This is a genomic window from Elusimicrobiota bacterium, assembly GCA_041660925.1.
Lineage (GTDB): Bacteria > Elusimicrobiota > Elusimicrobia > UBA1565 > UBA1565 > JBAZUV01.
The window spans coordinates 90,526-115,755 of the sequence record JBAZVI010000008.1 but is presented as its reverse complement, the minus strand read 5'-3'; the positions used below and the strand labels follow the sequence as shown (position 1 = coordinate 115,755).

The following is a 25,230-nucleotide window of genomic DNA, read 5'->3' as shown; positions in this document are numbered from 1 at the left end:
GCATACATTTTTGAATGCGCCTGCAGATTCGTATGATAGGGCTCGATGAGCGGATCCCGGCCGTTCGCCGCGCTGGCCGCCGCGGCGCTCTTCCTCCAGGGAGCGCTGGGCCTCTACGCGGCCCGCACCCATTCGGCGGTCTACGACGAGCCGCTGCATCTCGCGGCGGGCTGCGTCCTCTGGCGGCTCGGGGACGCCCGTCTCACCGCGAAGAACCCTCCGCTGGCGGTCCTGCTGCTGAGCGCGCCGCTGCGCACGATGCGCGTCGAGCTCCCGCTGCAGAGCCCGGAATGGGCGGGGAGCTTCGGCGTCGCGTTCGCCGAGCGGATGCTGTTCTGGAGCGGGAACGACGCCGACGGCCTGCTCCTGCGCGCGCGCGCGGTGAACCTGCTGCTCTCGCTGCTCCTCTCGGCGGCGCTGTGGGCCTTCGCCCGCCGGCGCTGGGGTGACGGGCCGGCGGCCCTCGCCGCGGCGCTCTACGCGTTCTCTCCGAGCCTCCTCGCGCACTCCGCGCTCGCGACCTCCGACATGACGGCGACCTTCTTCCTGATCCTCGCGTTCCTGGCGTTGTGCGCGCATCTCGAAAAGCCCGCCGCCCCGCGCGCCGCGGCCGCGGGGCTCTGCGCGGCGGCCGCGGTCCTCTGCAAGCACACGGCCGTCCTGTTCTGGCCCGCCGCCGCGCTCGCGACGGCGGCCTGGACCCTCGGACGGAGGGACGGCTTCGGCCGCGCGCGGACCCTCCTCGCGTGGGGCTTGCTCCCGTGGGCGGCGGTCGTGGCGGTCTATCTCGCGCTCAGCCCGGGCGGCTGGGGGTCCTTCCTCGATCAGGTCTCGCAGGTCCGGGAGATCGGGCATCCTTCGTTCCTTCTGGGGCGCCTTTCGAGGGACGGGCGGCTCGCCTATTACGCGGTCGCGTTCCTGGTGAAGTCGACGCCCGTCGAGGTCCTGGCGGCCGCCGCGCTGCTGCTGCGCCTCCTGCGCGTCCGGGGACGCTCGGACGCGGCGAGCCTGGTCGCATTCAGCGGAGCGGCGGTCTACCTCCTCGTCGCTTCTCTCAGCCACAAGCAGCTCGGCATCCGCTACGTCCTCCCGCTCTACCCCCTGCTTGCGCTCTCGGCGGCTCCGGCCGCGCGGGAGACCGGTCGGCGCTGGGCGCCCGCGCTCGTCCTGGCCGGCGTCCTGCAGGCCGGCGCGGCCTTCGCCGCGGCGCCGCATCATCTCTCCTACTTCAACGTCTTCGCCGGAGGCCCCGCCGGCGGGCACCGGTTCCTCGCCGATTCGAACCTGGATTGGGGACAGGACCTCCGGCGGCTGAGGGCGTTCGTCGAGGAGCAGGGCCAGCCGGAGCTCATCCTCTCGTATTTCGGGACGGCGTCTCCGGAGTACTACGGCATCCGCGCCCAGCGCTTCGCGTCCACCAACGCGATCCAGCTCCGGTGGAGGAACTCCGAGAAGCCGCGCAGGGAGTTCCTCGTCGTGAGCAGGACCAACCTCCAGGGCGTCTACGACCCGCCGGGCCCGAGGCTGTCCTGGCTGAAGGACAGGGCTCCGACCGCCCGGCTGGGATGGAGCCTGCTCATCTACGACGTCACCGCCGACGCCGAGGCGCATCGGCGGCTCGCTCGAGGGTACGCGGAGCTGGGCGATGCGGCGCTCGCCGCGCATGAGGACCGTCGGGCGGCGGTCATCCGATGCCGCTGAAGGCGTCCTTCCAGCGGGCCTTGTCGGAGTAGTTCTTCTCGAAGTCCTCGGCCGTCGACTCGCGGACCTTCCCCGCGGCCGCCCGCGCCAGATGGACTCCGAGCCCGACGCCGAGCCAGCTCAGCGCGTGCAGCTCCCGCAGCAGCGGGTTCTTCCGGAGTTCCGCCGGGAAGACGGGGCGCGGGTAGGGCAGGAAATCCCGCACGGGCTGCCCCGAGAGCGTCTCGAGGTGGGAGCGGCAGAAGCCGCCGCGGCCCAGGAGGCGGCGCACGGTCTCGCCCGTGTCCTCCCCCATGAGGCGGAAGTCGGACATCTTCCCGCCGGCGGCGCTCAGGAGCCCGGGGACGCCGTCGCGGGGCCCGTGGTCGATGATCTCGTACTCGCGCGAGAGCTTCTTCTCGTCGCCGCGGCCGAGGATGGGGCGCGCCCCGCAGGTCGCGCGCGTCGGCCGTCCGGGGAACTCGGGGAAGTAGCGGCGCACCGAGGCGAGGAGGTAGCGGGTCTCCTCTTCGGTCACGGCGGTCTTGTCGGGGTCGGAGCCGCCGTCGAGGTCGGTCGGGCCGAGCAGGGTCCGGCCGTCGCCGGGGATGAGGAAGACGTAGCGCTCGCGGTCCTCCGCTTCGAGGATCAAGCCGAGCGGCATGGAGGCGCCGTGCAGGCAGGGCAGGCGGCCCTCGTAGACGAGGTGCGTCCCCTTGCGCAGGCGCAGGGGGATCTCGGCGCCGGCCATCCGGGCGACGCGGCCCACCCAGGGGCCCGCGGCGTTGACCACGACGTCGGCGCGGACCTCGTCCCAGGCGCCTTCGCGGTCCTGGAGCGTGACGCCGCGCACGCAGTGCTCCTCCATCAGGAGGGAGACGGCCTCGCTGCCGAGGCGGACCTCGGCCCCGGCGCGCTTCGCCGACTCGAGGTTGGCCTTCACGAGCTCGGCGGCCGGCACCCACCATTCGTCGAAGACGAGCGCGCCGAGCAGGCCCTTCGTCTCCAGGCCCGGGACGAGCCGGACCGTCTCCTCCGCCCCCAGGCGCAGGTGCGGGCGGCCGTATTTCATGGGGGAGAGGCGGTCGTAGCACTCGAGCAGGGTCTCGACGAGGGTGAAGCCGCGCTTGTGCCCGCGGTAGACGGGCCAGAGGATGGGCAGGCGGCGCAGCAGCGGCCGCGCGATGCGCACGATGTTCCCCGAGTCCCAGCAGGTCGTGACCGTGGTCGGGCGGTCGTAAAGGAGGTAGCGCAGGCCTCCGTGGATGAGGTGGGTGCTGGCGGCCGTGGTCGCCGCCCCGGGTTCGGAGCGCTCGGCGAGCAGGGTCTTCAGGCCGCGCAGGGCCAGGTCGCGGGCGATGCCCGCGCCGGTGATCCCTCCGCCGATGACGACCGCGTCGTAGTTCTGCACGGGGGGAGAGCATATCAAACTCTGCCTCCCGCTCGTCGGCGAGCGGAGCGATTTAGTAAGATGGAGCCGTTCCCATGACGCGTCCGCGCTTCTACCTCGCCGTCGGCGCCCTGCTCCTCTGCATCCTCGCGGGCGGGCTCATGCTCCGGCGCTTCCTCGCCGCGCTGCCCTCCTATCAGATGCTCGAGGACTATACCCCGTCTCTGACGACGCGGGTCTACGACGTCCACGAGGAGCTCGTCGCGGAGTTCTCCATCGAGAAGCGCGCCCTCCTGACGCTCGCCGAGATCCCCGTGGACCTGCAGAACGCCGTCATCGCCACCGAGGACTCCGACTTCTTCCGCCACATCGGCATCTCGCCGAAGGGCCTGATGCGCGCCGCCCTGATGAACTTCATCCGGGGCCGCGTCGTGCAGGGCGGCTCGACGCTGACCCAGCAGCTCTCCAAGCTGATCTTCCTGTCCCCCGAGCGGAAGATCGTGCGCAAGATCAAGGAGCTGCTGCTCTCGCTCCAGCTCGAGCGCAACTTCAGCAAGGAGGAGATCCTCCAGTTCTACCTCAACCAGATCTACTTCGGCCACGGCGCGTACGGGGTCCAGTCGGCCGCCCACATCTACTTCAACAAGGACGTCAAGGACCTCGACCTCCCCGAGTGCGCGATGCTCGCCGGGCTCATCCGCTTCCCCGGCGGATACTCGCCCTTCACCCACGCCGACCGGGCGCTCGTGCGGCGCAAGGTCGTGCTCCAGCGCATGCTCGAGGAGAAGTTCATCCAGAAGAAGGACCTGGAGGAGGCGCTCAAGGTCCCGCTGCCGACGGTCCGCGGCGGCATCCTCGACGCGCAGGCCCCCTACTTCGCCGAGTACGTGCGGCGCCACCTCGAGCCCAAGTACGGCTACAACGTGCTCTGGCGCGGCGGCCTGAAGATCCACACCACCCTCGACCTCACCGTGCAGAAGGCCGCGGAAGAAGAGATGGCGAAGGCCCTGAAGGTCTACGACGAGAAGTCTCTCGCCGAGTGGAAGAAGCAGCTCGACGCCGAGGTCGCCGCCGGCATCGACCCGCCGACCGTCTCGACGACCCCGCCGCTCGGCATCCAGGGCGTCTTCCTCGTGCTCGACGTCAAGACCGGCGCCGTCCGCGCGATGATCGGCGGCGTCGGCGACCAGTTCAACCGCTCGGTGCAGGCCAAGCGCCAGCCCGGCTCCACCTTCAAGCCCTTCGTCTGGGCGGCCGCGATGAACGCGGGGATGACGCCCGCGACGCTCGTCGAGGACAGCCCGCTGGCCTACTACTCGGACGGGCGCGACTGGCGCTTGCTCGAAGGGGCCACCGACCAGCAGGCCATCAACCTCGCGACCGCCCCGTTCGCCGGCTCCGAGGAGTTCAAGGTCTGGGTCCCGGGGAACTTCGACAACAAGTTCCTCGGCGTCATCACCCTGCGCAAGGCGCTGGCCCTCTCGCGCAACATCGCCTCCGTGCGCCTCATCGAGCACATCGGGCCCCCGCGCGTCGTCGAGCTCGCCGCGAAGGCCGGCATCTCCTCGGCGCTCGACCCCGTGCTCTCGCTGGGCCTGGGCTCCTCGGTGGTCACGCCCATGGAGCTCGCGACGGCGTTCAACACCTTCGCCAACGGGGGCATCCGCGTCGAGCCCTTCGCGGTGACCCGCGTCGAGGACGCCAACGGGAAGATGCTCGAGCAGCACCTCTCGAAGATGGAGGAGGCGCTCTCGCCGCAGACGGCCTACCTGACGACCTCGATGCTCAAGGGCGTCGTCCAGGGGGGGACCGGCTCGGGCGCCAGCCGCCTGCGGCGTCCCCTGGCGGGCAAGACCGGGACCACCAACGACCATCGCGACCTCTGGTTCGTCGGCTTCACCCCCGACCTGCTCGCGCTCGCGTGGATGGGCTACGACGACTTCCGCTCGCTCGGCGGCAACGACTGGACCGGCGGCTCGACCGTCGTGCCCTGGTGGACGAACATCATGGAGAAGGTCCTCAAGGACTACCCGCCGCGCGACTTCCCCGTGCCCGAGGACATCGTCTTCATCACCATCGACGCGGACACCGGCCAGCTCGCCCTGCCGACCTGTCCGAAGAAGGTCCTGCAGGCCTTCCTCAAGGGGAGCGAGCCCAAGGACTACTGCTCCCTGGACCATTCCCAGCCGCTGCGCCTGAAGGCGAGCTTCTCCTCGAGCGGGGAGCTCTCCCTGCCCATAGGGACCACCTCGCAGGCCGCCGCTGAGGAGACGCCCGCGCTGCCCTCCGAACAGGATTTGGAAAACCTTTACGAGTGAAGTTCCTTAATTCCCTTCCCTGCGGGGGAGGGTGAAGGGTGGGGGGGAGGATAAGGCCCGCGAAAGCGGGCCTTCTTCTTATTGGGTGTGGGGTATGGAACTGGGAGGTGTGCGCGTTCATGTCGCGCACACCTCCCAGTAGCTCCACCACCCACCCACCATCTGTCGCACCCCGCGCAACGACGCGGGGCTGAAGCCGGCGCGAGTAAGGAATTGGCTCGCGCCGGTGCTCCCCAAGGGGACTGGCGTCCCCTATGGCGCCTTCGGGCCGCTTCCGCGGCCCAGGAAGGCTGTTACCCCTCGTAAGGTGCGGCGGGCCATGCCGCCTCAGTCTTATAGCGGTGCCCGGCGGTTGCTTAAGGGTCTTACTTGTAAAGGCGCGGAAGGCGCGCGCTTGCGGCGGTTCTTCGTATGGGCAGGACCACGACGTCGCCGACCTTCGCGTTCGGGACGCGGGCGAGGTCGACGAGCACGTGGGAGATGGCGCAGCGGCCCACGAAGGGGACTTCCTCTCCGCGCAGCAGGCCCCAGTAGCGGCGGCCCGTGCCGAGGCGGATGAGCCGCTCCGCCGGCTCCATGGTCAGGCCGTCGGCGTAGCCCACCGGCAGGGTCGCCACGCGCATGCGCCGCGGGGCGAGGTACTCGCTCGCGTAGCCGATCGGCTGGCCTTTGGCGACCTCGCGCACGGCGATGATGCGGGCCCGGAAGCTCCACGGCGAGCGCAGGGCCGCCTCCTTCGAGGTGGGGTTGATGCCGTAGAGCAGGTTGCCCACGCGGACCATGTCCATGCGCCAGTGGGGGAAATCGAGCAGGACGGAGCTGTTGGCCGCGTGGCGGAGCAGGTCCGGCCGGCGCTTCTTCGGGCCCGCGCAGCGGCGCTGGAAGTCGCGCAGCTTCTCCTCGGCCTCGACGGCGTTGCGGCCGGGCACGTAGTCGAGGTGGGCCGAGAGGCCGGCGACGCGCAGGCGGCGGCGGCGTTCGAGCGCGGCGAGGAAGGGCTCGAGGTCCTTCGGCGCGAGGCCCCAGCGGCCGAGGCCGTAGTCGAGGTCCACGTGCACGCTCAGCCCCGCGGCTCCGGCCCGGCGCGCGAGCGCGTCGGCGAGCGCGAGCGAGTCCACCGAGGGCTCGAGGCGCGCGCGCACGACCTCCGCGGCCTGCTCCGGCAGGGGCGGGGCGAGGAGGACGATGCGGCCGCGGAGCCCCGCCTTTCGCAGGGCGAGCGCCTCCTCGACGGTGAAGACGCCGAGCCCGTGAGCGCCTCCCTCGAGGGCGACGCGGCCGACCGCGGCGGCGCCGTGGCCGTAGCCGTCGGCCTTCACCACCGCGAGGAGCTTCGCCGGCCCGGCGAGGCGCAGGGCGGCGCGCAGGTTCGCGCGCACCGCGCCGAGGTCGATCTCCACCCACTTCAGGGATCCTTTCATCGAGAGGATTCTACCATAGGGCGCCGGAGCGCAGCCGAGAGAGGCTCCGGCAGGAGCTCAAGGGCCTATTTTCAGGGGGGACCTCTGCCGGGGGGATTTGCCCCATAGGCCCTGAAATCGGACGCTTCTCCGGCTATACTATCCGCGATGAGGAACGGACCCTCCGCCGCGACGCTGCGCAAGGCTAGAAGCCTCCTGGCCGGAGGCCTCAGCGCCGTCCTCGTCCTCCTCTCTCCCGGAACCGAGTGCTGGGCGCAGGCCAACTCGGCGGCGCAGGGACAGGCGTCCCTCGGCACGGTCGTACCGGGAACGCAGGTCGGCGCGGTCGTCGTTCCGGGCGCCTCGCTGGTCTCCCCGCTCCTTCCGAACACGCTTTCCGTCACGAACCTCGCGCTTCCAAGCCTGCCGGTCCTGACGCCGACTCCTGCCGCCCAAGCCGTTCAGATGGGGGTTCGTTCTTCCCCAATGGCCTCCCCTTCGGGGGAGGTCGGGTGGGGGAGGAACGGCATCCCTGCGGCGAAGGCCTCGGTCCCCATCCCTTCCGTCGTCGCTCCGTCCGGAGTCTCCGCTTCGCCGTCGGTCGTTCCCGTCGCGAAGACTCTCGACGTGCAGACGGTCCTTGAAAAGGGCGCGAAGGAACTCTCCAAGTCGCAGTCTTCCGGCCAAGGGGTCGTTCTCGACCGCCTCTTCACCGGTACGCGGGTTCGCGGAGAATCCTCCGACCCGGTCCTGGCGGCGCAGGGCTCCGCGCACGGCCTGCGCGGGCTGCTCCAGGCCTCCTCGCAGAGGCGCGCCGCTTCCGTCGAGGCCGTCCCGAGCGCTCCCTCGACGGGCCGGAGCGTCGCGGGGCCGTCGACTCTCGAGAACGCCAAGGTCTTCATCACGCGCGCCGGCCGCGAGCCGGTCGCCGTCACGCTCGGCACCCTGGGCGCGGCGCTCGACGCCGAGCCCGGCCTGCGCGAGACCCTCAACGGGCTCGGACGCATCCGCCTCGCCCTCTCCAAGGACAATCCGCTCGGAGGGCTGAGCGAGCAGGACGTCGAGCGCGTCCAGGCCTCCCTCCGGGAGCTGGGGATCACCGCGCGCTTCGAGGTCGAGAACGTCCCCGTCGATTGGGCCCGCAAGGCCGAAGGGGACAAGGGCGGGGTCTCCGACGACGGCGCCGCCCGGACCGAGCGCGGCCGCTTCTGGCGCTGGTTCCTCGGCCCCATCACCGCCCCTTTCCGCGAGGCCCTCTACCTCGTGCGCACGTTCCGCGCGTCCTATACGAAGCCGACCATGAACGAGGTCATCGGCGGGGTGCTCTCGAAGGCGGTCCCGACCGTGCTCGGCGTCGGGGTCTGGTACTCGCTGCTCGCCGCGAACCCGATGGCGATGGCGGCGGCCATCGGCGTCTCGGTGGGGCTCAACGTCTTCCACGGCATCTGGATCAACACCTGGTCCAACCTCCAGAACAACATCGGCAAGCAGCGCGGGCTGCGCTACCAGACGGTCTTCAACCTGGTCTACGGGCAGTGGTGGGGGGTGCTCTTCCGCTACATCTCGTGGACGACCGTCCCGAACACGGTCCCTCCGTGGTCGTACAAATACTGGAAGGACATGGGGATCACCACCATCGTCGGGACCTTCTGCGGCACGCTCGGGATCCAGGGCCTCAACGCGCTCTACGACAACGGCCGCCTCACCCGCTTCCAGCGCGGCGCCATCCAGCAGTTCCGGGACCTCCTGATGTGCCTGGGAGGGGTCTTCTTCGGCTCCGGCTCCATGGTCATCTTCTGGAGCATGTTCGCCGTCCAGCAGGGGCTCGACCTCGCGATCTACGCGGTCAGCCGCCGCGCCCAGCGCCGCCCCATCGTCTACATCGCCGACGAGATGGTCGCGGCGACGCAGGAGTTCCAGAACGCGTACCCGGTCCGCCCCGGGGCGCTCGAGCAGGAGTCCCCTCTCAAGCAGGCCTGGGACATGCTGCTGGGCAGCCCGTTCGTGAAGCCGTTCATCTGGCTGGCGAAGAAGCTCTTCTCGGTCTTCAAGAAGAAATAAGTCTTCCGGCAAAAGACGAGGCCGGTCCCTTTCATAAGGGACCGGCCTCGTGTTTTGCCGGCGGGAGACTCAGGGGGCGAGGAGGGCGTCGTCCATGATGCGGGGGTCGCCGGGCTTCCCGCCGCCGAAGACGTAGTCCCCGGCCTGCGGCGCGAGAGGACGCAGGGTCCCTTCCATCCCGTCGTAGTCCCAGGTCGTCAGGTAGAAGCGCGCCCCGTCGAACGACGGGACCCCCTTGAAGGCGTCGAGGTCGAAGAGCACCGACACGGTCCCCGCCGCCTTGTCCGTCGAGACCTTCGGGGCCGGCTGGACCTGCGGCCCGAACGCCGCGTCGCCCGCTCCCGCCGAGTCGTAGAGCGCGGCCTTCCAGCCGCCGAGGAAGGCGGCGTAATGCCAGGAGAAGCCGGCGGGCGCGCCGGCGTTCAGGCGCGGGAGTCGCGTCGCTCCCGGCCGGCCGATGACGCTCTCCGGGAAGCCGACGTACACGTCGAAGCAGACATGGTCGAAGCCGAAGGCGGGGTTCCAGCCCGACGTGACCCCGTCGGCCAGCTTGAGGACCAGCTTCGCGCCGGGCCCGCGCCGGTAGAGCGAGAGCTTCTCGAGGTCGGCGCGGCCTTCGAAGCCCTGAGCGAGCGGGTAGCGGTAGGTCCCGGCCGGCCCGTGGTCGTCGCCGACCGGGTCGGTGATCTCTTTGACGAGAGTGAAGGGCACGGAGACCTTGAAGGCGTGCTCCTCGGAGGGGGCGCGCTCCGGCGCATCCGCGTCCACGGCGAGCAGGGAGTGCTCTCCATCGGGCAGGAGCGCGGGGTCGAGCGTGGCGCGCCAGCGGCCGCCGCCGAGCATCTTCGCGGGGAGGGCTCGGGCGAGCCGGCCGTCCACCACGACGGAGACCTTCGCGACGCCCCGGGAGGTCCCCTCCACCGAGGTCTTCGCCGAGAAGGTCGGGAGCCCGGTGAAGCCGGTGACGTCGATGCGGGCGGAGGAGGGGGCGGCGGCCCCGCCGGTACCGGCGCCTTTGAGGACGAGCACGGAGCGCGCGGGCATGCGCAGGGAGAGGCGGCCGCCTTCGGCGAGCCTCAGGCGCTTCTCGGCGAAGCCGCGAGCGAAAAGCGCGTCGAGCGGGGTCCCTTCCGGGAGGCCCGTCTCGAGCCGCGCGAGGAGGACCTCCTCGTCGGCGGTGTTGAAGAGCACGAGCGCCCGGTCCTTCCCCGCGTCGAGCCGATAGGCGAACGGGCCGGGGCCCGCGGAGGCGCCGTAGAGGGGGACGAGCGTCCCACGGCGGAAGACCGGCTCGCGCCGGCGCAGGTCCGTGAGCTCGCGCAGGAGGAGGTAGAGCGGGTGGGTCGGGTCGAAGCGGTCCTTCCCGCCGGAGCCGTAGCCGCCGGCGAACATCGCGCCGCGGGTCTCGGTGAAGGCCTGCTCCGTCCCCGCGTAGACGACCGGGAGGCCGGGAAGCGTCAGCAGGGCCGTCAGCGCCTGGACGAAGCCGCCCTCGGTTCCCTCGGCCAGGAAGCGCGCCATGTCGTGGTTGTCGATGAAGTTGACCGAGGTGCTCCCTTCCGCGAAGAAGCGCTTGAGGTTCTCGAGGCGGTAGCGCAGGCGCGCGGGCGGCGCGCCCTTGGCGAAGACGGCGCGCAGTTCCATGGCCAGGGGGAAGTTCAGCACCGCCCGCATCTCGGGCGAGGACTGCGTCCCGAGGTACTCGACGGCGGCGCGCTCTCCCTTGTCGGAGAAGGGGTCGCCGTTCACCCAGACCTCGCCGAAGGTCATGAAGTCCTTCTTCCCGAGAGCGCGGGCGAAGGGGTCGATGCCGGGCGCGGCGGGGGAGGTCGAGTGGAGGAGGTCCTTCCAGAAGTCGTGCTCGGCGAAGTGCGCGGTGTCGATGCGGAAGCCGTCCACCCCGGCCGTGGCGATCCAGAAGCCGTAGGCGTCGCGCAGGGCCTCGCGCACGCGCGGGTCGGAGGTGTTCAGGTCGTCGAGGCCGCTCATCTGATGATGCAGCCGCTGTCCTTCGTCGTTGTAGTCCTGGATGTCGGGCGTCCAATGGTAGGCGCCGGCGGCGCGCTGGGCGGGGTCCCGAAGGTCGTTGTGCGAGAAAGGGGGTTGGGCGGGGCGCGGGGGGAACATGCCCTCTTTGAGGCGGAAGCCCTTCGCGGGGTCGGCAGGGTCGTAGGTTCCTTCGTAATAGAAGAAGTCGGCGGTGTGGTTCCCCACGATGTCCTGGACGAGGTACATCCCCCGGCGGTGGAGCTCGCGCGAGAGGCGCCGGTAGTCCTCGAGCGTGCCGAGGTGCCGGTCGGTCGCCTTGAAGTCCACCGCCCAGTAGCCGTGATAGCCGGACATCTTCAAAGACGAGTCCCACCAGACGTTGGCCACCGGCGGGGTCAGCCAGACCGCGGTGGCCCCGAGTCCGCGGATGTAGTCGAGCTTGGACAGCAGACCCGCGAAGTCCCCGCCGCTGTAGAAGTTCGCGTCCGTCGGCTTGAAGTCCCCATGTCCCTGGTCGTCGTTGCGCGGATCCCCGTTCATGAAGCGGTCGGTGAGGAGGAAGTAGACGACCTGGTCCCGCCAGTCGGGGGAGGGGACTTGGAGGGGGCCTTCGGCCGGGGCGGCGAGGGACGCGGCCGGGAGGAGGAGCGCGAGGAGGAGCGAGGGGAGGGTCATGGAGGGGTCCTTGCTATGGGTGTGTGCGTGACGGAGGATTCTATAACAATGAGGTTCCTTTTCCTTAGCTCCCCTTCCTGCGGGAGGGGGCTGGGGGAGGGGGAATGATATTTCCGGCATTCGTACGTCGTATCGCGAAACTCTCGCAAATCAATAGACATCAGCTCCCCCTACCCCTTCACCCCTTCCCGCGGGAAGGGGAGATAGGGAAAAGAGACACCCCAAGGTCCCAAAATGGCCTGGGACCTCTGGCAGGGGGATGGGAGCCGATAGCCCTGGCACCTCTATTAATATGCGGCTACACTTCAAAGGATGATTCACCGGCTCCCGCGCCGTTGGCTCCTCGCCCTGCTCCCGGCAGCCCTGCTGGCCTTCCAGCAGGGCGTTTTCGTCTCCGGGGCCTCGGCGCAGCAGAACGTCTCCCAGGGCCAGACGGGCGTCAACGCGGGGACCGGCGTCCAGGGCGCGGTCGGGACCGTCCCCTCCGTCCAGCTCGGCAACCTCCCGGTCAACACCGCGGCCCCGCTCATGGGCAGCGTCCTTCCGAGCGTCGGAGCGCACCCGAACGTCATCGAAGGGATGTCTCGCGCGGCGAAGTCCGTCCCCGCAGGGAACACCCCCTTCGTCCTCTATCCCGTCGACGTTCAAAAACAGTCCATCCATGATGTTCCGGCCGCTTCTTTGCCGCGTGTCGCGGCTTCCGTCACGTCCGACGCGTCCAAGGTGTTCGGTGAGACCGCGAAGGGCGCTGCGAAGTCGGTCGGCCAGGGGCAGTCCAAGACCTCCGCGATCCCTGACGTCGGGCCCGCCGGTTCGGTCGCCGATGCGCCCGCCGCCCAGACGCCCGAGCCCTCCGGCGTCTCCGGCGTCATCCACGGCGCCTCCGGCGTCGTCGAGAAGCTCCAGGACCCCTTCGACACCCGCAACGACCATCCGAGCACCCCCGCCAAGAAGAAGGGCAAGCGCGTCGTCTCGGGCAAGGACGAGGTCGGCTGGGCCGACATGCCGGAGGAGCCGGCCGAGGCGCCGAGCTCTCTGGCGGACGTCTCGCTCGAGGTCCCCGCGGGCGCGAAGTACACTCCGTCGCCCGAGGACTGGCGCGACGGCATCATCTACTCGCTGGTCATCGACCGCTTCGGCCGGGCGGCGCCCTACATGACCTGGGGCGACCCCGCCGACGGCCGCACCCGCCACGGCGGCAACATCCGCGGCCTCATCGAGCGCCTCGATTATCTGCAGAACCTCGGTGTGCAGCACATCCTCATCAACCCGGTGACGATGAGCCCGCCGGCCGGCTACCACCAGTACTGGCCCGTGCACTTCATGGCCGTCGACCCGCAGATCGGCACGATGGCGGACTTCAAGGAGCTCGTCGCCGAGGCCCACAAGCGCGGCATGACGGTCATCCTCGACTGGATCGCCAATCACGCCGGTCCCGTCCTGGAGTACGAAGGCGGCTACAAGTTCGGGGCGCCGAAGCCGATCAAGAAGATGAACTACCCGATCAAGCCCGTCGAGCTCCAGGACCGCAAGGGGTCGTCGAACTGGTTCGATGAGATGCTGGGCGGCCCCGCCAAGCGCGTCGCGGAGTCCAACTGGCTGCTCCTGCAGAGCATCCCCGGCATCAAGGGCCTGAAGGTCGAGCGAGGGCGCCACTACTTCGTCAACGGCGATCAATGGGGCATCCGGCTCGAGGCGGCCGGAGACGCGGACATCCAGGTGATCCGGGAAGCGCTGAAGCCCTATCTTCATTCCGGGGCGGCGATCTCGGTCTACTGCAACGGTTTCCTCCTCTACGCTCTTTACGACGGGAACGAATCCGACGCCAGCAGACAGCCGGATCCCCGGATGGAGCGTCATCAGAAGCCGAAGGGACTGCTGGACGCGCTTCGAGGCGGGCTCGCCAAGCGATTCGCCGCGGCCAACGGCGAAGCTCTGCGAAAGATCCCCGGGGTGACGGCGGCTGAGGCCGTGAAGGACTACCTGTGGATCATCGACGAACAGGAGTGGGGTTTCCGGATCGACATCGCGCGGGACGCCGACCTGCGCGAGGTCGTGAAGGCTCTGGAGCCCTATCGCTATGACGGCGTGCCGATCGCGGTCTTCCGCAGCGTCGAGGACGGCCCGCTGCTGCAGTACGCGATGTCCGGGGGCGGACAGAACACCCATCTTCACCCCGAGGCCGAGGAGCCGCCGAACCCCGTGAACCAGCATTTCCACCGCCGCGGCTCCATCGACGACTGGAACAACCACGAGCAGGTCATGAACGGGGACTTCCCCGGCGGGCTCAACCAGCTGGCCACGGAGAACCCGTCGACGCAGGACATCCTCCTGACGGTGGCGAAGTGGTGGATGAAGGAGACCGACATCGACGGCTACCGCCTCGACACCTACATGCACGTCAACCCGGCCTTCTGGTCCCGCTTCTTCAAGGAGGTCCGCGAGTACGCCGGGAAGCTCGGCAAGAAGAACTTCCTCATCCTCGGCGAGCTCTACCACGGCGACCCCAACGCCTTGAAGCCGGAACTCGGCAACGGCCGACTCGACGCCGCCTACAACTACCCCGCCTACTTCTGGGACGAGGCCGCGCTGCACGGCCAGGCGCCGACGAGCATCCTCGAGCAGAGTTTCCGCCAGATCGGCGCGGCGCTCGGGCGCGGCATCAACTACCTCGTCCGCTTCCTCGACAATCAGGATAAGCCGCGCTTCCTGCGTCCCAACGACCCGGTCGGCATCCTCAAGGTGGCGCTCGCCTACACGCTGATGACGGTCGGCATCCCCTACGTCTACTACGGCACCGAGCACGCCTTCCGGCAGAACCCGGGCGTGGACCTCGGGATGGACGGCTACCGCGAGGACATGTTCCCTGAGGGCAAGTTCAAGACGCCGAGCTCGAAGGGCGACAACTTCGACCCGAAGGACCCGGTCTACCAGCATCTGCGCGCGATGGCCGACATCCGCAAGGCCCATCCCGCGCTCCGCCGCGGCGAGCAGTTCGTCCGGTGGTCCGACCCCAACGGTCCCGGCATCTTCGCCTTCAGCCGCATCCTCGGCGACGAGGAGGTCGTGGTCGTGCTCAACACGGCCGACGCCGCCCGCTCCGCCGAGATGTGGGTCGACGCGAAGCTCACCCCGCCCGGCACCGAGCTCGTCGACGCGATGAACCCGGGCAACGACTACCGCAGCTACGCGAAGGACGGCGGGTCGAAGCTGTACGTCAACATCCCGCCTCACGGCGTCCGCATCCTCGTCCGCCGGAAATCGTAATCCTCCCTTTTGTAAACCCCGCCGGATAGACCTTCTGAACGCGCCCTTCTGCGCCGAGGGGCTCATCCGCCGCACCCGCCTCTCCTGTTAAAGTATCCGTGATGGCACCCACGACGCGGCAAGGTCTTTTTCGGGCGGCCGCAGCCTTCCTTCTGACCGCCGGCCTGTCCGTCCCTTCGCGCTCACAGCAGGTTCTTCCCGTGCGCGCGGCCGCTCCCGTCGCCTCGCTTCCCGCCCTGAGCGTGAGCGGGGCGCAGCTCAAGAGCGACGCGGCGCTGAGTCTCCCGCCGACGACCCTCTCTCCGTTCTCGGCGCACTGGCCGCTCGCGCTCACGGCTTCCCCTCAGCCGCGCGTCGAGGCCGTCGTCCCTTCCGCCGTGCTCGTCCCCGTCGCGGGCGCTGGACGCCGGGTCGCTTCGACGGAACTCCCGCCCGCGGGCCCTCTCCGGCAGGTCGGCTTCGACTCCCTTCTGTCGCTGACCGTCCCGGAGGAGGACCGCGCCGCGGCGAGGGTCCGCTTCGCCGTCCTGCGCGCGGTGCTCTCCGAGGACCCCGCCGAGGGCGCGCGGCTCCATGCGGTCCTCCGGGAGACGCCGGGAGCGCTCGCACCGATCCTCGACGGGATGTACGCGAGCATGAACCTCGTCCTCCAGAGCGCGCTCCCGCCCGGCGAGCGCTGGCCGCTCGCGGTCTCCCTGCTCCGCCGCTACGGCGGCTGGCTCGAGGGTCTGCGCCGCACGCCCGGCCTGCCGGCGCCGGTCGCGGAGCTCGTCGCGGCGGACCTCGCCGACTTCTTCGCCGAGGACGTCTTCGTCGAGGAGTTCGCCCGCCGCTTCGCTCTCGAGCGCGAGCTCGCGGCGCTCTCGAAGAAGGACGGCTCCGCGCGTCCGGCGACGCTGCCCTGGCAGGTCCCGGAGCCCGTCCCCCTCGCCGGCCGCGCTGTCGCCGAACGCACGGAGGTCGTGGAGTTCCGCCTCGCAGACATCCTGGAGAAGCTCCGCGCCGTCCGGGAGAGGAAGGACCGGCTCGAGGCGCGTCTGCGCCTCGCGAGGAAGGGCGGGTTCTCCGACGCGTTCGTGCAGGCGCGCGCGCAGGAGCTCGAGGCGTTCCGGACCGGCGAGCTCCAGCCCCTGCTCGGCAAGACCGCGGGCCTGCCGACCCGGGTGACGGGGACCCTCTTCCGGAAGCAGCTGCTCCGGGGACGGGACACGGGCGGTCCCATCCCGCTGAGGCCCTGGCGCGCGGATATCTCTCATGTCCGCCTGGCGGAAGTCCCCGGCGGCTTCCTCGTGCGCGCCGAGTTCGAGACCGACCTCCAGGACGAGCGGGTCCTGAGCGTCTTCAAACGCTCCATCGAGGACTATTGGAACGGGGTCTTCATGCTCGACGGGAAGGCGGTCTCGTTCCGGGTCGAGATCGCGCTGCAGCGGCTCGCACCGGGAGCGTCGTTCTCGCCGGGCGCCATGAAGCTGACGGAGGGCGTCAACAGCGCCGTCACGACCGACGGCATCCGCCTCGCCCGGAGGTTCCGCTACACGACTCCGGCCCACGAGTTCGGGCACGTCCTGGGCCTGCGCGACGACTATACGGAGGTCTACGACGGAGCGACGCGCCGGAGCATCCACGCTCGGACCGTCGGGAGCGTCATGGGGGACGGAGGGGTCCTCCGCGCCCGGCATTTCCAAGCCGCCTATGGGTTCCTCCGCGCTTTGAAGGGTCCGAGACCCCTCCTTACGGCGTACACGGGGCAGGCGCCGAACGCCGGGCCGCGCCATTCGGAGCTCCCGTCGAGCGGACGGGGGCGGCGTTCCCTGCGGGGGGTCGTGCGCAAGTCCGAGAACCTCGACGACCCCTTGATGAGCGTGCAGGTCCCGGCCTCGCCGGTGAAGACCCATCCCGGCCTCGAACTCGGCGGCGCCGAGGCGTTCTGGGGCATACCGACCTGGGCGTTCACGCTTCCCATCGTCGCCTTCTGGCTGTTCCTGCGCGTGCGCGCCGCGCTCTCCCGCTTGTCGGCCCGCTCGAGATAAGCGAAAATCGCTTCCGACGGGCTTCTCCCCCATGTCCATGCGCTCGATCGCGCTCACCACGGCTTTCTTCCTCCTCGCGTTCTCTCCCGCTGCGTCCGCGCAGAGCTTCGAGATCGACTGCCCCGGAACGGTCGCGTCGCTTCGGAGCTCGCACCCTCATCTGAACTGCACCTGCAGAGGGAGGAACTCCTCGCCCGACTGCTCGGACGGACGCGCCCCCGCGCACTCGGGGAAGTCCCATTCCCGCTCCGGGGGTGGAGGGGGAAAGATGAGCTTCGACCAGCAGGTCGGGCTCATGTTCATGCAGTCTTTCCTGAACGCCGTGCTGAACCCGCCTGCGGCCCCGGCGGCGCCCGCCTACGAGCCCCCGCCTCCCCCGCCGGAGCCGGAGTACATCCCGAACCCCGTCTATGAGGAAGCGCTCAAGGCCTTCGACGCCTTCAAGGGGCCGGAGAGCGAGCTCCGCAAAGCCCTCGTCGCGCAGCTCAGCGGCGTGCCGGCCGACGCCCTTCCGCCGAAGACCCCCGACCTGCCCGCGGCCCTGATGCTGAGCGCCTGCCTGGGAAAGGAGGCGGTCCGCGCGGCGACCCCGGGCAACGACGACGAGGCCGAACTGCTTCTGCGCCAGTCCGCCGACGCCGTGAGCGGCCGGGTCTCCGGCGTCGCGGCGGCGGGCTGCGAGCTCCCCCAGGTCCCGATGCCGGACCCGGTCGTCCTCGAGAAGCGGCGCAAGGCGGCCGAGCTCGCCGCCGACCTTTTCGCGAAGGCGGGAGAGTCCTCCGCGCGCGCGGGGCTGGAACGGGAACGGGCTCGCCGCGCCGAAGCCGCCCTCGCCGAGGCCGTGAAGGCCGGGGAGAAGGCGGCCGCGGAGCCCGAAGGCCGCAGCATGCTCGAGGCGGCGCGCGAGCAGGAGGCGGCGGCGCGCCGGGAGCTCGAGGCGGCGAGGGCGGAGGAGGAGCGCCTGCGGCGCGAGGCGGAGGAGGCCGGAAAGAAGGGGCGCTCCGTCGCCGACCGGCTCGATAAAGCCGGAGAGGACAAGGGCAAGCTCGACGCGCTCTTCCAGGAGTTCGGCGATGGGAAGTAGCCTTCTCCTCGCCGTCCTGCTCGGAGCGGCGTCGTCGTCCGCCGCCGTCGAACCTCTCCGGCTCGAACTCCTGCGTCCCGCCGGGAGCGACCCCGTCCTGGGCGTGCGCGTCCTGCGGGTCTTCCCGAAGGGCGAGGTCCCCTGCGCCGGGGCGAGGGTCGTCCTGACGCTGCCCGGCGGACTCACGCGCGAGGAGCGCGCGGAGGCCTCCGGCGTCGCGCGCTTCGATTCCCGCCAGCTCTCCTACGTGCTGCCCGAGAAAGGAGGCGCGTCGCTCGCCGCCCGCGGACGCTGCGGCGCGCTCTCGGCCGAAGCCTCCTTCGGCGTGAGCGCCGCCGAGCTGAAGGCCTATCTTCAGGGCGCCTCGAAGCGGCTGGCCGACGAAGGGGTCCGCCTCGCCGGTTCCGCGCGCATGCCGGAGGCGCGCGCCCTCTTCGAGGAGGCGCTCGCGCTGGACCCCGGCTCGTCGCGCGCGCGCTACAACCTCGCGCTCGCCGACGAGAAGCTCGGCCGCCGCCGTCTGGCGGTCGCGGAGTACGTGCGCTATCTTCTCCTGCATCCAGAGGCGCCGGACCGCGCAGCGCTCGGCCGGAAGGTCGCGCGCTTGGCGCGCGGCCTCAAGCCCGGGCCGCCGCTCCCGGCCGAGGCGGCCGAGGTCTTCGAGAAAGGCCGTCTCGAGGCCGCTTCCGGCCGCTGGGTCCAGGCGGGAGCCGCGTTCGCCGCCGCGCAGGCGCTCGCGCCCTGGTGGCCGGAGCCCTATCGGGCCGCCGGTCTTCTGCGCGAACAGCAGGCCATGAGGGGCAAGGGCGCCTTCCTCGCGCACTCCGAGGCCGCCCTCGCCGAGTATCGATCGTTCTTGGAGACCGCGCCGGGCGACCCGCGCGCGGCCGACGTGAAGAGCCGGATGGAGCGCCTGCGCGCCGTGCGCTCCGGGCTCAACGCCCCGCAAAGGATAAGGATCCAATGAGAAAGCTCCTCCTCGCCGTCTCCTGCTCCGTCCTCGCCGCCTGTTCCGGCGCTCCCGTGCGCGTCGAGGCTCCGTACGCGCCCGGCGGCCGGCTCGGCGTCCGAACCGCCGACGCCGCCGGACCGGAGCTCCGCAAGGACCTGGGGGTGCCGGAGGACCTCCCCGGTCAGCTCGTGCTGGCGGTGATGAGCGGGAGCCCGGCCGCCGATTGCGCCATCGAGGCGGGGGACTTCCTCGCGCTCATCGACGGAGCCCCGTTCGCCGAGCTCTCGCAGCTCAAGGCGAAGGGCGCCGGCGCGAAGGTCGTCTTCGAGGCGCGCCGGGAGGGCTCTTCGCGCACGCTGTCCTGCACGCTCGGAGGCTTCCCCGCGGCGCTCGGCCTGATGGCCACGCCCGGTGCGGGAGGGCTCAAGCTCGAGGGCGCTCCCAAGGATTCCGCGCTGGAGGCGGCGATGCGCTCGATGCGGTGGCCGCCCAATCCCGTCTTCATCGAGACGCTCGACGGCCGGAAGGTCGCGAGCATCGACGAGGTCAAGGCCGCGCTCGCCGGCCGCAGGCCCGGCGAGACCGTGCTCGTGGGGCTGCGCTCCTACTACAGCAAGAAGAAGCCGCAGGTCCCGATCACGCTCAAGGACGGCGAGGGCCTCGAGACGCCTCCGCTCGACAAGCCGGCCGCGCGCGCGCCGAAGACGCTGGTCGTGGCCCAGGACGGGAGCGGGGACTTCCGCACCCCGCTCGGAGCCCTTCTGCGTTCGGTCCCCGGCGACACGCTGCTCCTGCGCGCCGGCCGCTACGCGGAGCCCCTCGAGGTGCGGATGCCCGAGCGCACGCTCCGGGGGGAGGGGGAGAAGACCGTCCTCACCGGAGGGCTCTTCATCCGGGACGCCCGGGGGACCGTCGTCGAGGACCTGACGGTCGAGCGGGCGATCGCCGCGCCCAAGACGGTCCCGTCCGCCGCGGACCGCACCGGCGGCCGCTCCTCGCGGATCGCGGCCCAGCGCCGGGCGCCGACCGCGGGGAATCCCTCGCTGGAGACGGTCGGGCTCATCGTGCGCGGCGCGGACGGCACGGTCCTTCGCCGGGTCCAGGCGACGGGGGGGCAGCCCGGGATCGCCGTGGAGGCTTCCCGCGAGGTGGTCCTGGAGGATTGTCGCGCGCGGCTGGCGGGGATCGGCTTCCTGCTCCACGACGGCGCCGAGGCCAAGGTCCTGCGCGCCGTCTCGCACGAGAACAACGACGGGCTGGTCGTGGCGGGAGACAGCACCGCGGGCCTGCGCGCGCTCACTTTGGCCGACAACCGCGCGCGCGGGCTCGTCGTGGAGGCGGGTCGTGCGGAGCTCTATGACTCCATCCTCGCGGGGAGTCCGACGCTCCTGCTCTGCCAGGACGGCTGCCGCCTCAGCGGCGGCTACAACGACTACTTCGAGGGGAACCTCTGCTCCGGCGGCGGCCGCGGCGCGCTCTCCTGCGCGGCCGCATCCGAAGGGGGGAAGGACGTCGGGCTCAAGAAGGAGAGCGACCTCTCCGTGGACCCCCTCTTCGCCGAGCGGCTCAAGGGCGACTACCGGCTGAGCCTCGAATCTCCGCTCATCGGGCGCGGCCGCGGCGGCGGGCACATCGGCGCGCTTGCGCCCGTCGGCTCCGGCGCGGGAGGCGAAGGCTTCCGGTGAGGGCGCTCCTCCTCGTCCTCCTGGCGTTCCCCGCGGCGTTCCCCGCGCGCGCGTCCGCGGAGGATCCCGCCCCGCTCACCGACGAGGTCCGGCGGCTCGAAGGCCGGCGCGAGACCCTCGTCCTCCGCCTCGCCGAACGCGAGGCCATGCTGCGCGACGCGAAGGCCCTCTCCTCCGGGCCGGACGCGCGCGTCGCGCGCGAGAACCGCGAGGCCGCGCGCCTCCTGGAGAAGGCGGTCGAGGACACCCGCCGCAGCCTGGCCGCGCTCGGCGCGGGCCTGCGCAAGCTGCGCGAGTTCGGCTCCGCGCTCGCGTCGCTGCGGCTGAAGCCGAAGGCCGTGTTCGGGGCCTCCTGGGTGCGCGGAGACGTCACGCTCGCGACGGCGGAGGGGGTCCGGCCTCTGCGGGCGGGCGACGCCTTCGAAGGCGCCGGGCTCATCTCCACCGGGGAAGGCGCGGCGAACATCCTCCTGCCCGACGGCACCCGGATGACCCTCGCTCCCCGCACGAGCTTCGATACCCGGACCTGGACGCTCTACGGCGGCGAGCTCTATTACGAGACCCTGCTCCAGCGCGCGGCGGGCGAACTGCGGCGCTACGCCCATCGCTTCGAGGTGCGCACGCCCTCCTGCGCCCTCGCCGTGCGCGGGACCCGCTTCCTGCTGCGGGAGTCGTCGGGAACCGTCCTGACGCTCTTCGACGGCGAGGTGGAGGTCTCCCGCGCGACGGCGACGCTCGCCGTTCCCTCCGGGGAGGCGTTCGCTCCCGGCGCCGTCGTCGAGACGGGGAAGGGGGAGACGCGTGCCCTCGCCGCCGCCGGCGGACTCTCCGTCGTCCTCGAGCCGCTGAGCCGCCTCGAAGCCGCGAAGAGCGGCGGGCCGCTGGTCTTCCTCCGCAGGGGGAGGGGCCGCTTCCTCGCCTCCGGGGAGGAGGCGCAGGTCCTGACCCCCGGCGGAAAGGCTCAGGCGAAGGGCGCCGACTGGGAACTCGCGGCGGCTCCCTCCGGAGCTCCCGCACTCGCCGTCCATTCGGGCAGCGTCGTCCTCAGCGTCGAGTCGAAGCGGCTCGATGAGACGGCCGTCGACGCCTGGTGGGACGTTCCCTACCGAGAATAAGCCGTTATAAGGCGGTCGCGTCGACCTTCGGCCGCTTCTCTTCCGAGTTCGTGCAGGTGTGGCAGCAGAGGTCCTTGAAGGCCTGGATGGGCAGGAAGAGGACGTCCAGCGGGACCGCGAAGGGCATCATCGCCCACTGCTTCAACTCGGCGGCTCCCCTCGTCAGCTGGAACGAATGGACCCCGTTGTGCTGCATCGGGCCCGTTGCGCGGCAGCTGCGCGTCACGACGACTTCCTGGGAGGGGTCGTCGGGAGCGGGGCGGACCGAGAGGACCTTCGTGGTCGCGCAGCCGGCGAGGAGCAAAGACGACAGTATGAGGGAGCAGGTCCGGCGCGTTCTCTTCATGCCGTGATGATACCAAACTCCCTCCTCGCCGAAAGACGTATACCGCAGGTTTCCAAAACGCGCGGTCCCATCAACGGGCGCGGATAGGCCGATCGGCGGCGGCGCGCCGCCCGCTCGCCCCTGGCGGAAAGGCCGTTCTCCTGCTAAATATAGAGAAGGAGCTCCCCCCTCTATGAGCCTCCGTCCTCTCATCGTCGTCCCCATGCTTTGCCTGCTCGGCTTCCCGTCCGCTCGTGCGCGGGCGCTGGAGGGCGCTGCCGTGCTGCGTCAACCGGCGCCGGCGGAGAGCTATAAGCCCGATTTCCTGGGCGACGACAACGACGCCTTCCGCCGCCTGCTCCTGAATCCGGCCGCCTCCGAGCGCTGGCTCGTCCCCACCCAGACGGGAGGGGTGCTTCTGGTCGTCGAAAAGGGCTATCTCGACGAGGCGGGACTCGACCGGCTCGCTGCCGACCTGCAGGAGGCGACCGCCGGCATCCCGGCCTTCGTCGGCGTCCCCTCGAAGCTTCGCGGGCGCTTCACCCTCTACGTCTACAATGACGGGCCGTTCTCCCGCGCTCACGTCCCGGGCGCCATGCCGGGCGAGCAGGGACTCATGCTCCGCTTCGTGCGGGAGGGCAAGGATCCGCTCTTTCACGAAATGACGCACATGCTCGTCGGCTACTCCCAGTCGCAGTCGCTCGCGGAGGGCCTCGCCGACGTCGTCCAGGCCCGCTTCCGGCCCGGGCAGGCCAGCGCCTTCGTGGCCGCCGGGACGGACCCCGACGCGATGGCGCGGATGGCCACCGTCGTCCAGAGACCGTCCTTCTTCAAGACCCTCGGAGCCTTCGGGGCCTGGGATTGGCAGGACTCCGAAACGCGCAAGGACTTCTACTACTGCTCCTGGTCCTTCGCCCGCTTCCTCCTGAAGCGGGCGCCGATGCCTGCGCTCGTGGCGGTCTACGCGTCGGGGGGAGGAGACGAGGAGTACCTTCGCGGCTACGGCAAGAACCGCGACGAACTCGTCGCCGCCTGGCGCGCGGGCCTGCGCCGTTCCTGATAATCTTTTGTTTTCACCCCGCCGCTCCCTTTCAACTCGCCGGAATAGGCCGTAAAGCCGAGCCCCTCGTCCCGGGAGGCTCATGCCCGGCGGACGGCGCCCCGCTACAATGAGGGCATGAGCGCGACGGCCGTCCTCGAGCGCCCCCGCGGCGCGAGCTTCAAGGACTGTCCTCTCTGCGAGGCGTCCTGGGCGAGCCGCTCGGACTTCCTCTCGGACCCGGGTCTGACGTTCGTCGGCCGCATGCACGACGCCGTGGTTCCCGCCGAGAGCATCCTCCTCTTCAATCACTCCTGCCGCACCACCCTCGGGATCCTCGCCGCGGCCTGAAAAGCGGAGCGCCCTCCTCGCGGAGGGCGCTCATGCGCGGTACGGCGTCGTCCTAGAAGGGGAAGACTTCCCGCAGCCGGGTCTCGACGGTGTAGAGCTTCGTGCGGTGGCCCTTGTCGTTGACCGCCGAGGCGTGGACGGCGTCCATGGTCTCGTGCAGGATCTGCGTGATGCCGAGCATGTCGGCTTCCTCCGCGCGCACGATGGCGCGGCGGGTCATGAGGTCCTTCCCGCGGCGTTCGGCGACCTGGTCGATGTACTTGCAGAAGGTGCGGATGCGTTCCTCGTGCCCTTTGCCGTGGCGGGGGAAGATGGAGTAGTGCTCCCAGAGCGGGCTGAAGAAGCGGCCGCCCGCCGCGCGCTTGGCCAGCTTCTCGGCGGCGAGCTTGCGCAGGCCCGTCTGGATCTGGGCCGCGGGGAGCTCGGTGGTCTTCATCAGGTCCTCGAGCGACATGGGCTCGCGGCTCTTCGTCAGACAGAGGAAGCACCAGAAGGCGGCCGGGCTCGAGAGGATCGCGTCGAACTGCTCGAGCGAGATGTTGTGGCTCTGGGCGCCCATGAGCCGGCGCGCCGCCTTTTTCGTGACCGGGAGCTCCTGGGGCGGACGGATCCAGGGTGCGACCATGTCCTCGAAGAGGTCGTCGTCGCCGAAGATGTCGCGCAGGTACGCGACGACGAAGTCGCGGTAGTTGCCGACGGCCGGGGGCATGCGCAGCGAGGCCAGCAGGACCGGCAGCCAGGCCGGACGCGGGAGCGCCCGACCGTGTTCGATGCGCGAGTAGTAGGGGTAGGAGAACGGGAACACCCGCCGGCCGCCGTTGTCGTGATAGAACGCGTAGGCGGAGTGGAAGCCCGTCTCCTGCCGCATCTTCCTGAGGAGCGCTGCGAAATGGTGTGCCATGGCGGAATATTACAACATTACAAACGGCAATGTGTACGGCCGGCCGGGAGCCGCCCCGTGCGGGGGCGGCTCCCGGCCGGCGTGCGCCGTCAGGACTTGTTCTGCTTCTGCTTCGCCTTCCCGATGAAGGTCTTATAGCCGGGGATCATGACGAGCAGACGCGGGTCCATCTTGCCGGGGCCGGCCTGGACGAACTCCGGCTGCAGGACCTGGAGGTTCCAGCCGTTGCTGCTCGAGATGCTGGCCACGGGATGGTCGATGTCGTAGCCGGTGAGGTCGCCGCTCTCGTCGTAGACGGCGCGCTGCACGTAGAAGATGACGCCGGTCTGGTCCTGGCTCTTGATCGAGCGGGCGATGAGCTTCCCTTCGGAATCGTGGATCCCGAAGAAGGACGCGTACTTCGTGAGCTCGTGCTTCGCAACGTCGGAGAAGCTGTTGGCCAGCTCGCTCCAGAGGTCGGACTGGAAGTATCCGAGGTCGGGGCCGTGGGTCATGGAGCAGCCGGCCGTGACATGGACGGTGTAGGTGTAGCTCACGACGTCGGAGTCCGCGTGAGCGACGCAGGTCTTCTCATCGGGCGACCAGAGCTCGACGTCCATCCGGGGGACGATGCCCAGGGCGCTGGAGGTCCAGCGCTCGAAGTCCCAGAACTGCGTCTTCAGGTGGCCGAGCACGCCCTCATTGAGGTTCTTGAGGGTGAGCTTCGTCCCGAGGACGCCGATGGCGCGGGAGTCTTCGAAGAGCTTCACGAAGGTGGGCAGGATGAAGTCCGGGGCCTGCGCGGTCGCGACATCCGCGGTCTTCAACGGCGCCGCGTCGGCGATGGGCGGGACCTCGGCCTGGGCGGCGGTCTGAAGGAAGGCCGCGGGCTGCGGGAGGGCGAGGTCGGTCTCGACGGCCGCTGCGGGAAGCGCCGCGGCCGCGAGGAGCGCGGCGAGCGTCAGAATCTTCGTCATGAGGGTTTCCTC

17 protein-coding genes are annotated in these 25,230 nt (G+C 70.3%); 11 read left to right on the top strand and 6 right to left on the bottom strand.

Annotated features, from left to right (window positions below):
• Positions 1-45: 45 nt before the first annotated feature.
• Entirely contained in the window at positions 46-1,701 is a 1,656-nt protein-coding gene (locus WC969_12115) for a glycosyltransferase family 39 protein (protein MFA6030592.1), read from the top strand.
• Here WC969_12115 and WC969_12110 read toward each other — a convergent pair.
• Positions 1,685-3,091, bottom strand: a complete 1,407-nt coding sequence (locus WC969_12110) for an FAD-dependent oxidoreductase (protein MFA6030591.1) — start codon at positions 3,089-3,091, stop codon at positions 1,685-1,687. The genes WC969_12115 and WC969_12110 overlap by 17 nt on opposite strands.
• Before the next feature lie 74 nt (positions 3,092-3,165).
• Between WC969_12110 and WC969_12105 the strand changes: the two genes are divergently transcribed.
• The gene (locus WC969_12105) at positions 3,166-5,388 is read left to right on the top strand and encodes a transglycosylase domain-containing protein (GenBank protein ID MFA6030590.1); all 2,223 of its coding nucleotides are present in this window, start codon (positions 3,166-3,168) and stop codon (positions 5,386-5,388) included.
• Positions 5,389-5,753: 365 nt separating this feature from the next.
• On the opposite strand, the gene alr is transcribed toward WC969_12105, so the two are convergent.
• Positions 5,754-6,809 (bottom strand): alanine racemase, encoded by a 1,056-nt coding sequence (gene alr, locus WC969_12100; protein MFA6030589.1) that lies wholly within the window; start codon positions 6,807-6,809, stop codon positions 5,754-5,756.
• A 147-nt stretch (positions 6,810-6,956) separates the two neighbouring features.
• Here alr and WC969_12095 point away from each other — a divergent pair, with 147 nt between their 5' ends.
• Positions 6,957-8,849, top strand: coding sequence for a hypothetical protein (locus WC969_12095; GenBank protein ID MFA6030588.1), 1,893 nt, complete (start codon positions 6,957-6,959; stop codon positions 8,847-8,849).
• 69 nt (positions 8,850-8,918) lie between these two features.
• Here WC969_12095 and WC969_12090 read toward each other — a convergent pair whose 3' ends face one another.
• On the bottom strand, positions 8,919-11,513 hold the full coding sequence (locus WC969_12090; GenBank protein MFA6030587.1) for an alpha-amylase family glycosyl hydrolase: 2,595 nt from the start codon (positions 11,511-11,513) through the stop codon (positions 8,919-8,921).
• Positions 11,514-11,825: 312 nt separating this feature from the next.
• Between WC969_12090 and WC969_12085 the strand changes: the two genes are divergently transcribed.
• The 6 genes from WC969_12085 (at position 11,826) to WC969_12060 (ending at position 21,646) form a co-directional block, all read left to right on the top strand.
• Complete coding sequence (locus tag WC969_12085; GenBank protein ID MFA6030586.1) at positions 11,826-14,780, top strand: alpha-amylase family glycosyl hydrolase; 2,955 nt, start codon at positions 11,826-11,828, stop codon at positions 14,778-14,780.
• 101 nt (positions 14,781-14,881) lie between these two features.
• Positions 14,882-16,810 (top strand): hypothetical protein, encoded by a 1,929-nt coding sequence (locus WC969_12080; protein ID MFA6030585.1) that lies wholly within the window; start codon positions 14,882-14,884, stop codon positions 16,808-16,810.
• A gap of 31 nt (positions 16,811-16,841) precedes the next feature.
• Entirely contained in the window at positions 16,842-17,894 is a 1,053-nt protein-coding gene (locus WC969_12075; protein ID MFA6030584.1) for a hypothetical protein, read from the top strand.
• Positions 17,884-18,861: a tetratricopeptide repeat protein gene (locus WC969_12070; GenBank protein ID MFA6030583.1), complete on the top strand. Its 978-nt coding sequence runs from the start codon at positions 17,884-17,886 to the stop codon at positions 18,859-18,861. Before WC969_12075 ends, WC969_12070 begins: the two co-directional genes overlap by 11 nt.
• Complete coding sequence (locus WC969_12065) at positions 18,858-20,531, top strand: hypothetical protein (GenBank protein ID MFA6030582.1); 1,674 nt, start codon at positions 18,858-18,860, stop codon at positions 20,529-20,531. Before WC969_12070 ends, WC969_12065 begins: the two co-directional genes overlap by 4 nt.
• Complete coding sequence (locus tag WC969_12060; GenBank protein MFA6030581.1) at positions 20,528-21,646, top strand: FecR domain-containing protein; 1,119 nt, start codon at positions 20,528-20,530, stop codon at positions 21,644-21,646. The genes WC969_12065 and WC969_12060 overlap by 4 nt, the downstream gene beginning before the upstream one ends.
• Before the next feature lie 4 nt (positions 21,647-21,650).
• Here the strand turns inward: WC969_12060 and WC969_12055 are convergent, their stop codons facing one another.
• Entirely contained in the window at positions 21,651-21,992 is a 342-nt protein-coding gene (locus WC969_12055; GenBank protein ID MFA6030580.1) for a hypothetical protein, read from the bottom strand.
• Positions 21,993-22,164: 172 nt separating this feature from the next.
• Between WC969_12055 and WC969_12050 the strand changes: the two genes are divergently transcribed.
• Both WC969_12050 and WC969_12045 read left to right on the top strand, forming a co-directional pair.
• Positions 22,165-23,031 (top strand): hypothetical protein, encoded by an 867-nt coding sequence (locus WC969_12050; GenBank protein MFA6030579.1) that lies wholly within the window; start codon positions 22,165-22,167, stop codon positions 23,029-23,031.
• A gap of 117 nt (positions 23,032-23,148) precedes the next feature.
• Positions 23,149-23,361 carry a hypothetical protein gene (locus WC969_12045; protein ID MFA6030578.1) on the top strand — a complete coding sequence of 71 codons (213 nt, stop codon included), beginning with the start codon at positions 23,149-23,151 and terminating at the stop codon, positions 23,359-23,361.
• 52 nt (positions 23,362-23,413) lie between these two features.
• Here the strand turns inward: WC969_12045 and WC969_12040 are convergent, their stop codons facing one another.
• Both WC969_12040 and WC969_12035 read right to left on the bottom strand, forming a co-directional pair.
• Positions 23,414-24,262 (bottom strand): hypothetical protein, encoded by an 849-nt coding sequence (locus tag WC969_12040; GenBank protein MFA6030577.1) that lies wholly within the window; start codon positions 24,260-24,262, stop codon positions 23,414-23,416.
• Positions 24,263-24,351: 89 nt separating this feature from the next.
• Positions 24,352-25,218 (bottom strand): hypothetical protein, encoded by an 867-nt coding sequence (locus WC969_12035; protein MFA6030576.1) that lies wholly within the window; start codon positions 25,216-25,218, stop codon positions 24,352-24,354.
• Positions 25,219-25,230: the final 12 nt, after the last annotated feature.

What these genes read in the sequence shown, in the direction of transcription:
- WC969_12040 (MFA6030577.1), bottom strand. Translation starts at nt 24,262, where the DNA reads ATGGCACACCATTTCGCAGCGCTCCTCAGGAAGATGCGGCAGGAGACG.
- WC969_12095 (MFA6030588.1), top strand. Translation starts at nt 6,957, where the DNA reads ATGAGGAACGGACCCTCCGCCGCGACGCTGCGCAAGGCTAGAAGCCTC.
- WC969_12070 (MFA6030583.1), top strand. Translation starts at nt 17,884, where the DNA reads ATGGGAAGTAGCCTTCTCCTCGCCGTCCTGCTCGGAGCGGCGTCGTCG.
- WC969_12090 (MFA6030587.1), bottom strand. Translation starts at nt 11,513, where the DNA reads ATGACCCTCCCCTCGCTCCTCCTCGCGCTCCTCCTCCCGGCCGCGTCC.
- WC969_12035 (MFA6030576.1), bottom strand. Translation starts at nt 25,218, where the DNA reads ATGACGAAGATTCTGACGCTCGCCGCGCTCCTCGCGGCCGCGGCGCTT.
- WC969_12065 (MFA6030582.1), top strand. Translation starts at nt 18,858, where the DNA reads ATGAGAAAGCTCCTCCTCGCCGTCTCCTGCTCCGTCCTCGCCGCCTGT.
- WC969_12080 (MFA6030585.1), top strand. Translation starts at nt 14,882, where the DNA reads ATGGCACCCACGACGCGGCAAGGTCTTTTTCGGGCGGCCGCAGCCTTC.
- alr (MFA6030589.1), bottom strand. Translation starts at nt 6,809, where the DNA reads ATGAAAGGATCCCTGAAGTGGGTGGAGATCGACCTCGGCGCGGTGCGC.
- WC969_12050 (MFA6030579.1), top strand. Translation starts at nt 22,165, where the DNA reads ATGAGCCTCCGTCCTCTCATCGTCGTCCCCATGCTTTGCCTGCTCGGC.
- WC969_12045 (MFA6030578.1), top strand. Translation starts at nt 23,149, where the DNA reads ATGAGCGCGACGGCCGTCCTCGAGCGCCCCCGCGGCGCGAGCTTCAAG.
- WC969_12085 (MFA6030586.1), top strand. Translation starts at nt 11,826, where the DNA reads ATGATTCACCGGCTCCCGCGCCGTTGGCTCCTCGCCCTGCTCCCGGCA.
- WC969_12105 (MFA6030590.1), top strand. Translation starts at nt 3,166, where the DNA reads ATGACGCGTCCGCGCTTCTACCTCGCCGTCGGCGCCCTGCTCCTCTGC.
- WC969_12115 (MFA6030592.1), top strand. Translation starts at nt 46, where the DNA reads ATGAGCGGATCCCGGCCGTTCGCCGCGCTGGCCGCCGCGGCGCTCTTC.
- WC969_12075 (MFA6030584.1), top strand. Translation starts at nt 16,842, where the DNA reads ATGTCCATGCGCTCGATCGCGCTCACCACGGCTTTCTTCCTCCTCGCG.
- WC969_12055 (MFA6030580.1), bottom strand. Translation starts at nt 21,992, where the DNA reads ATGAAGAGAACGCGCCGGACCTGCTCCCTCATACTGTCGTCTTTGCTC.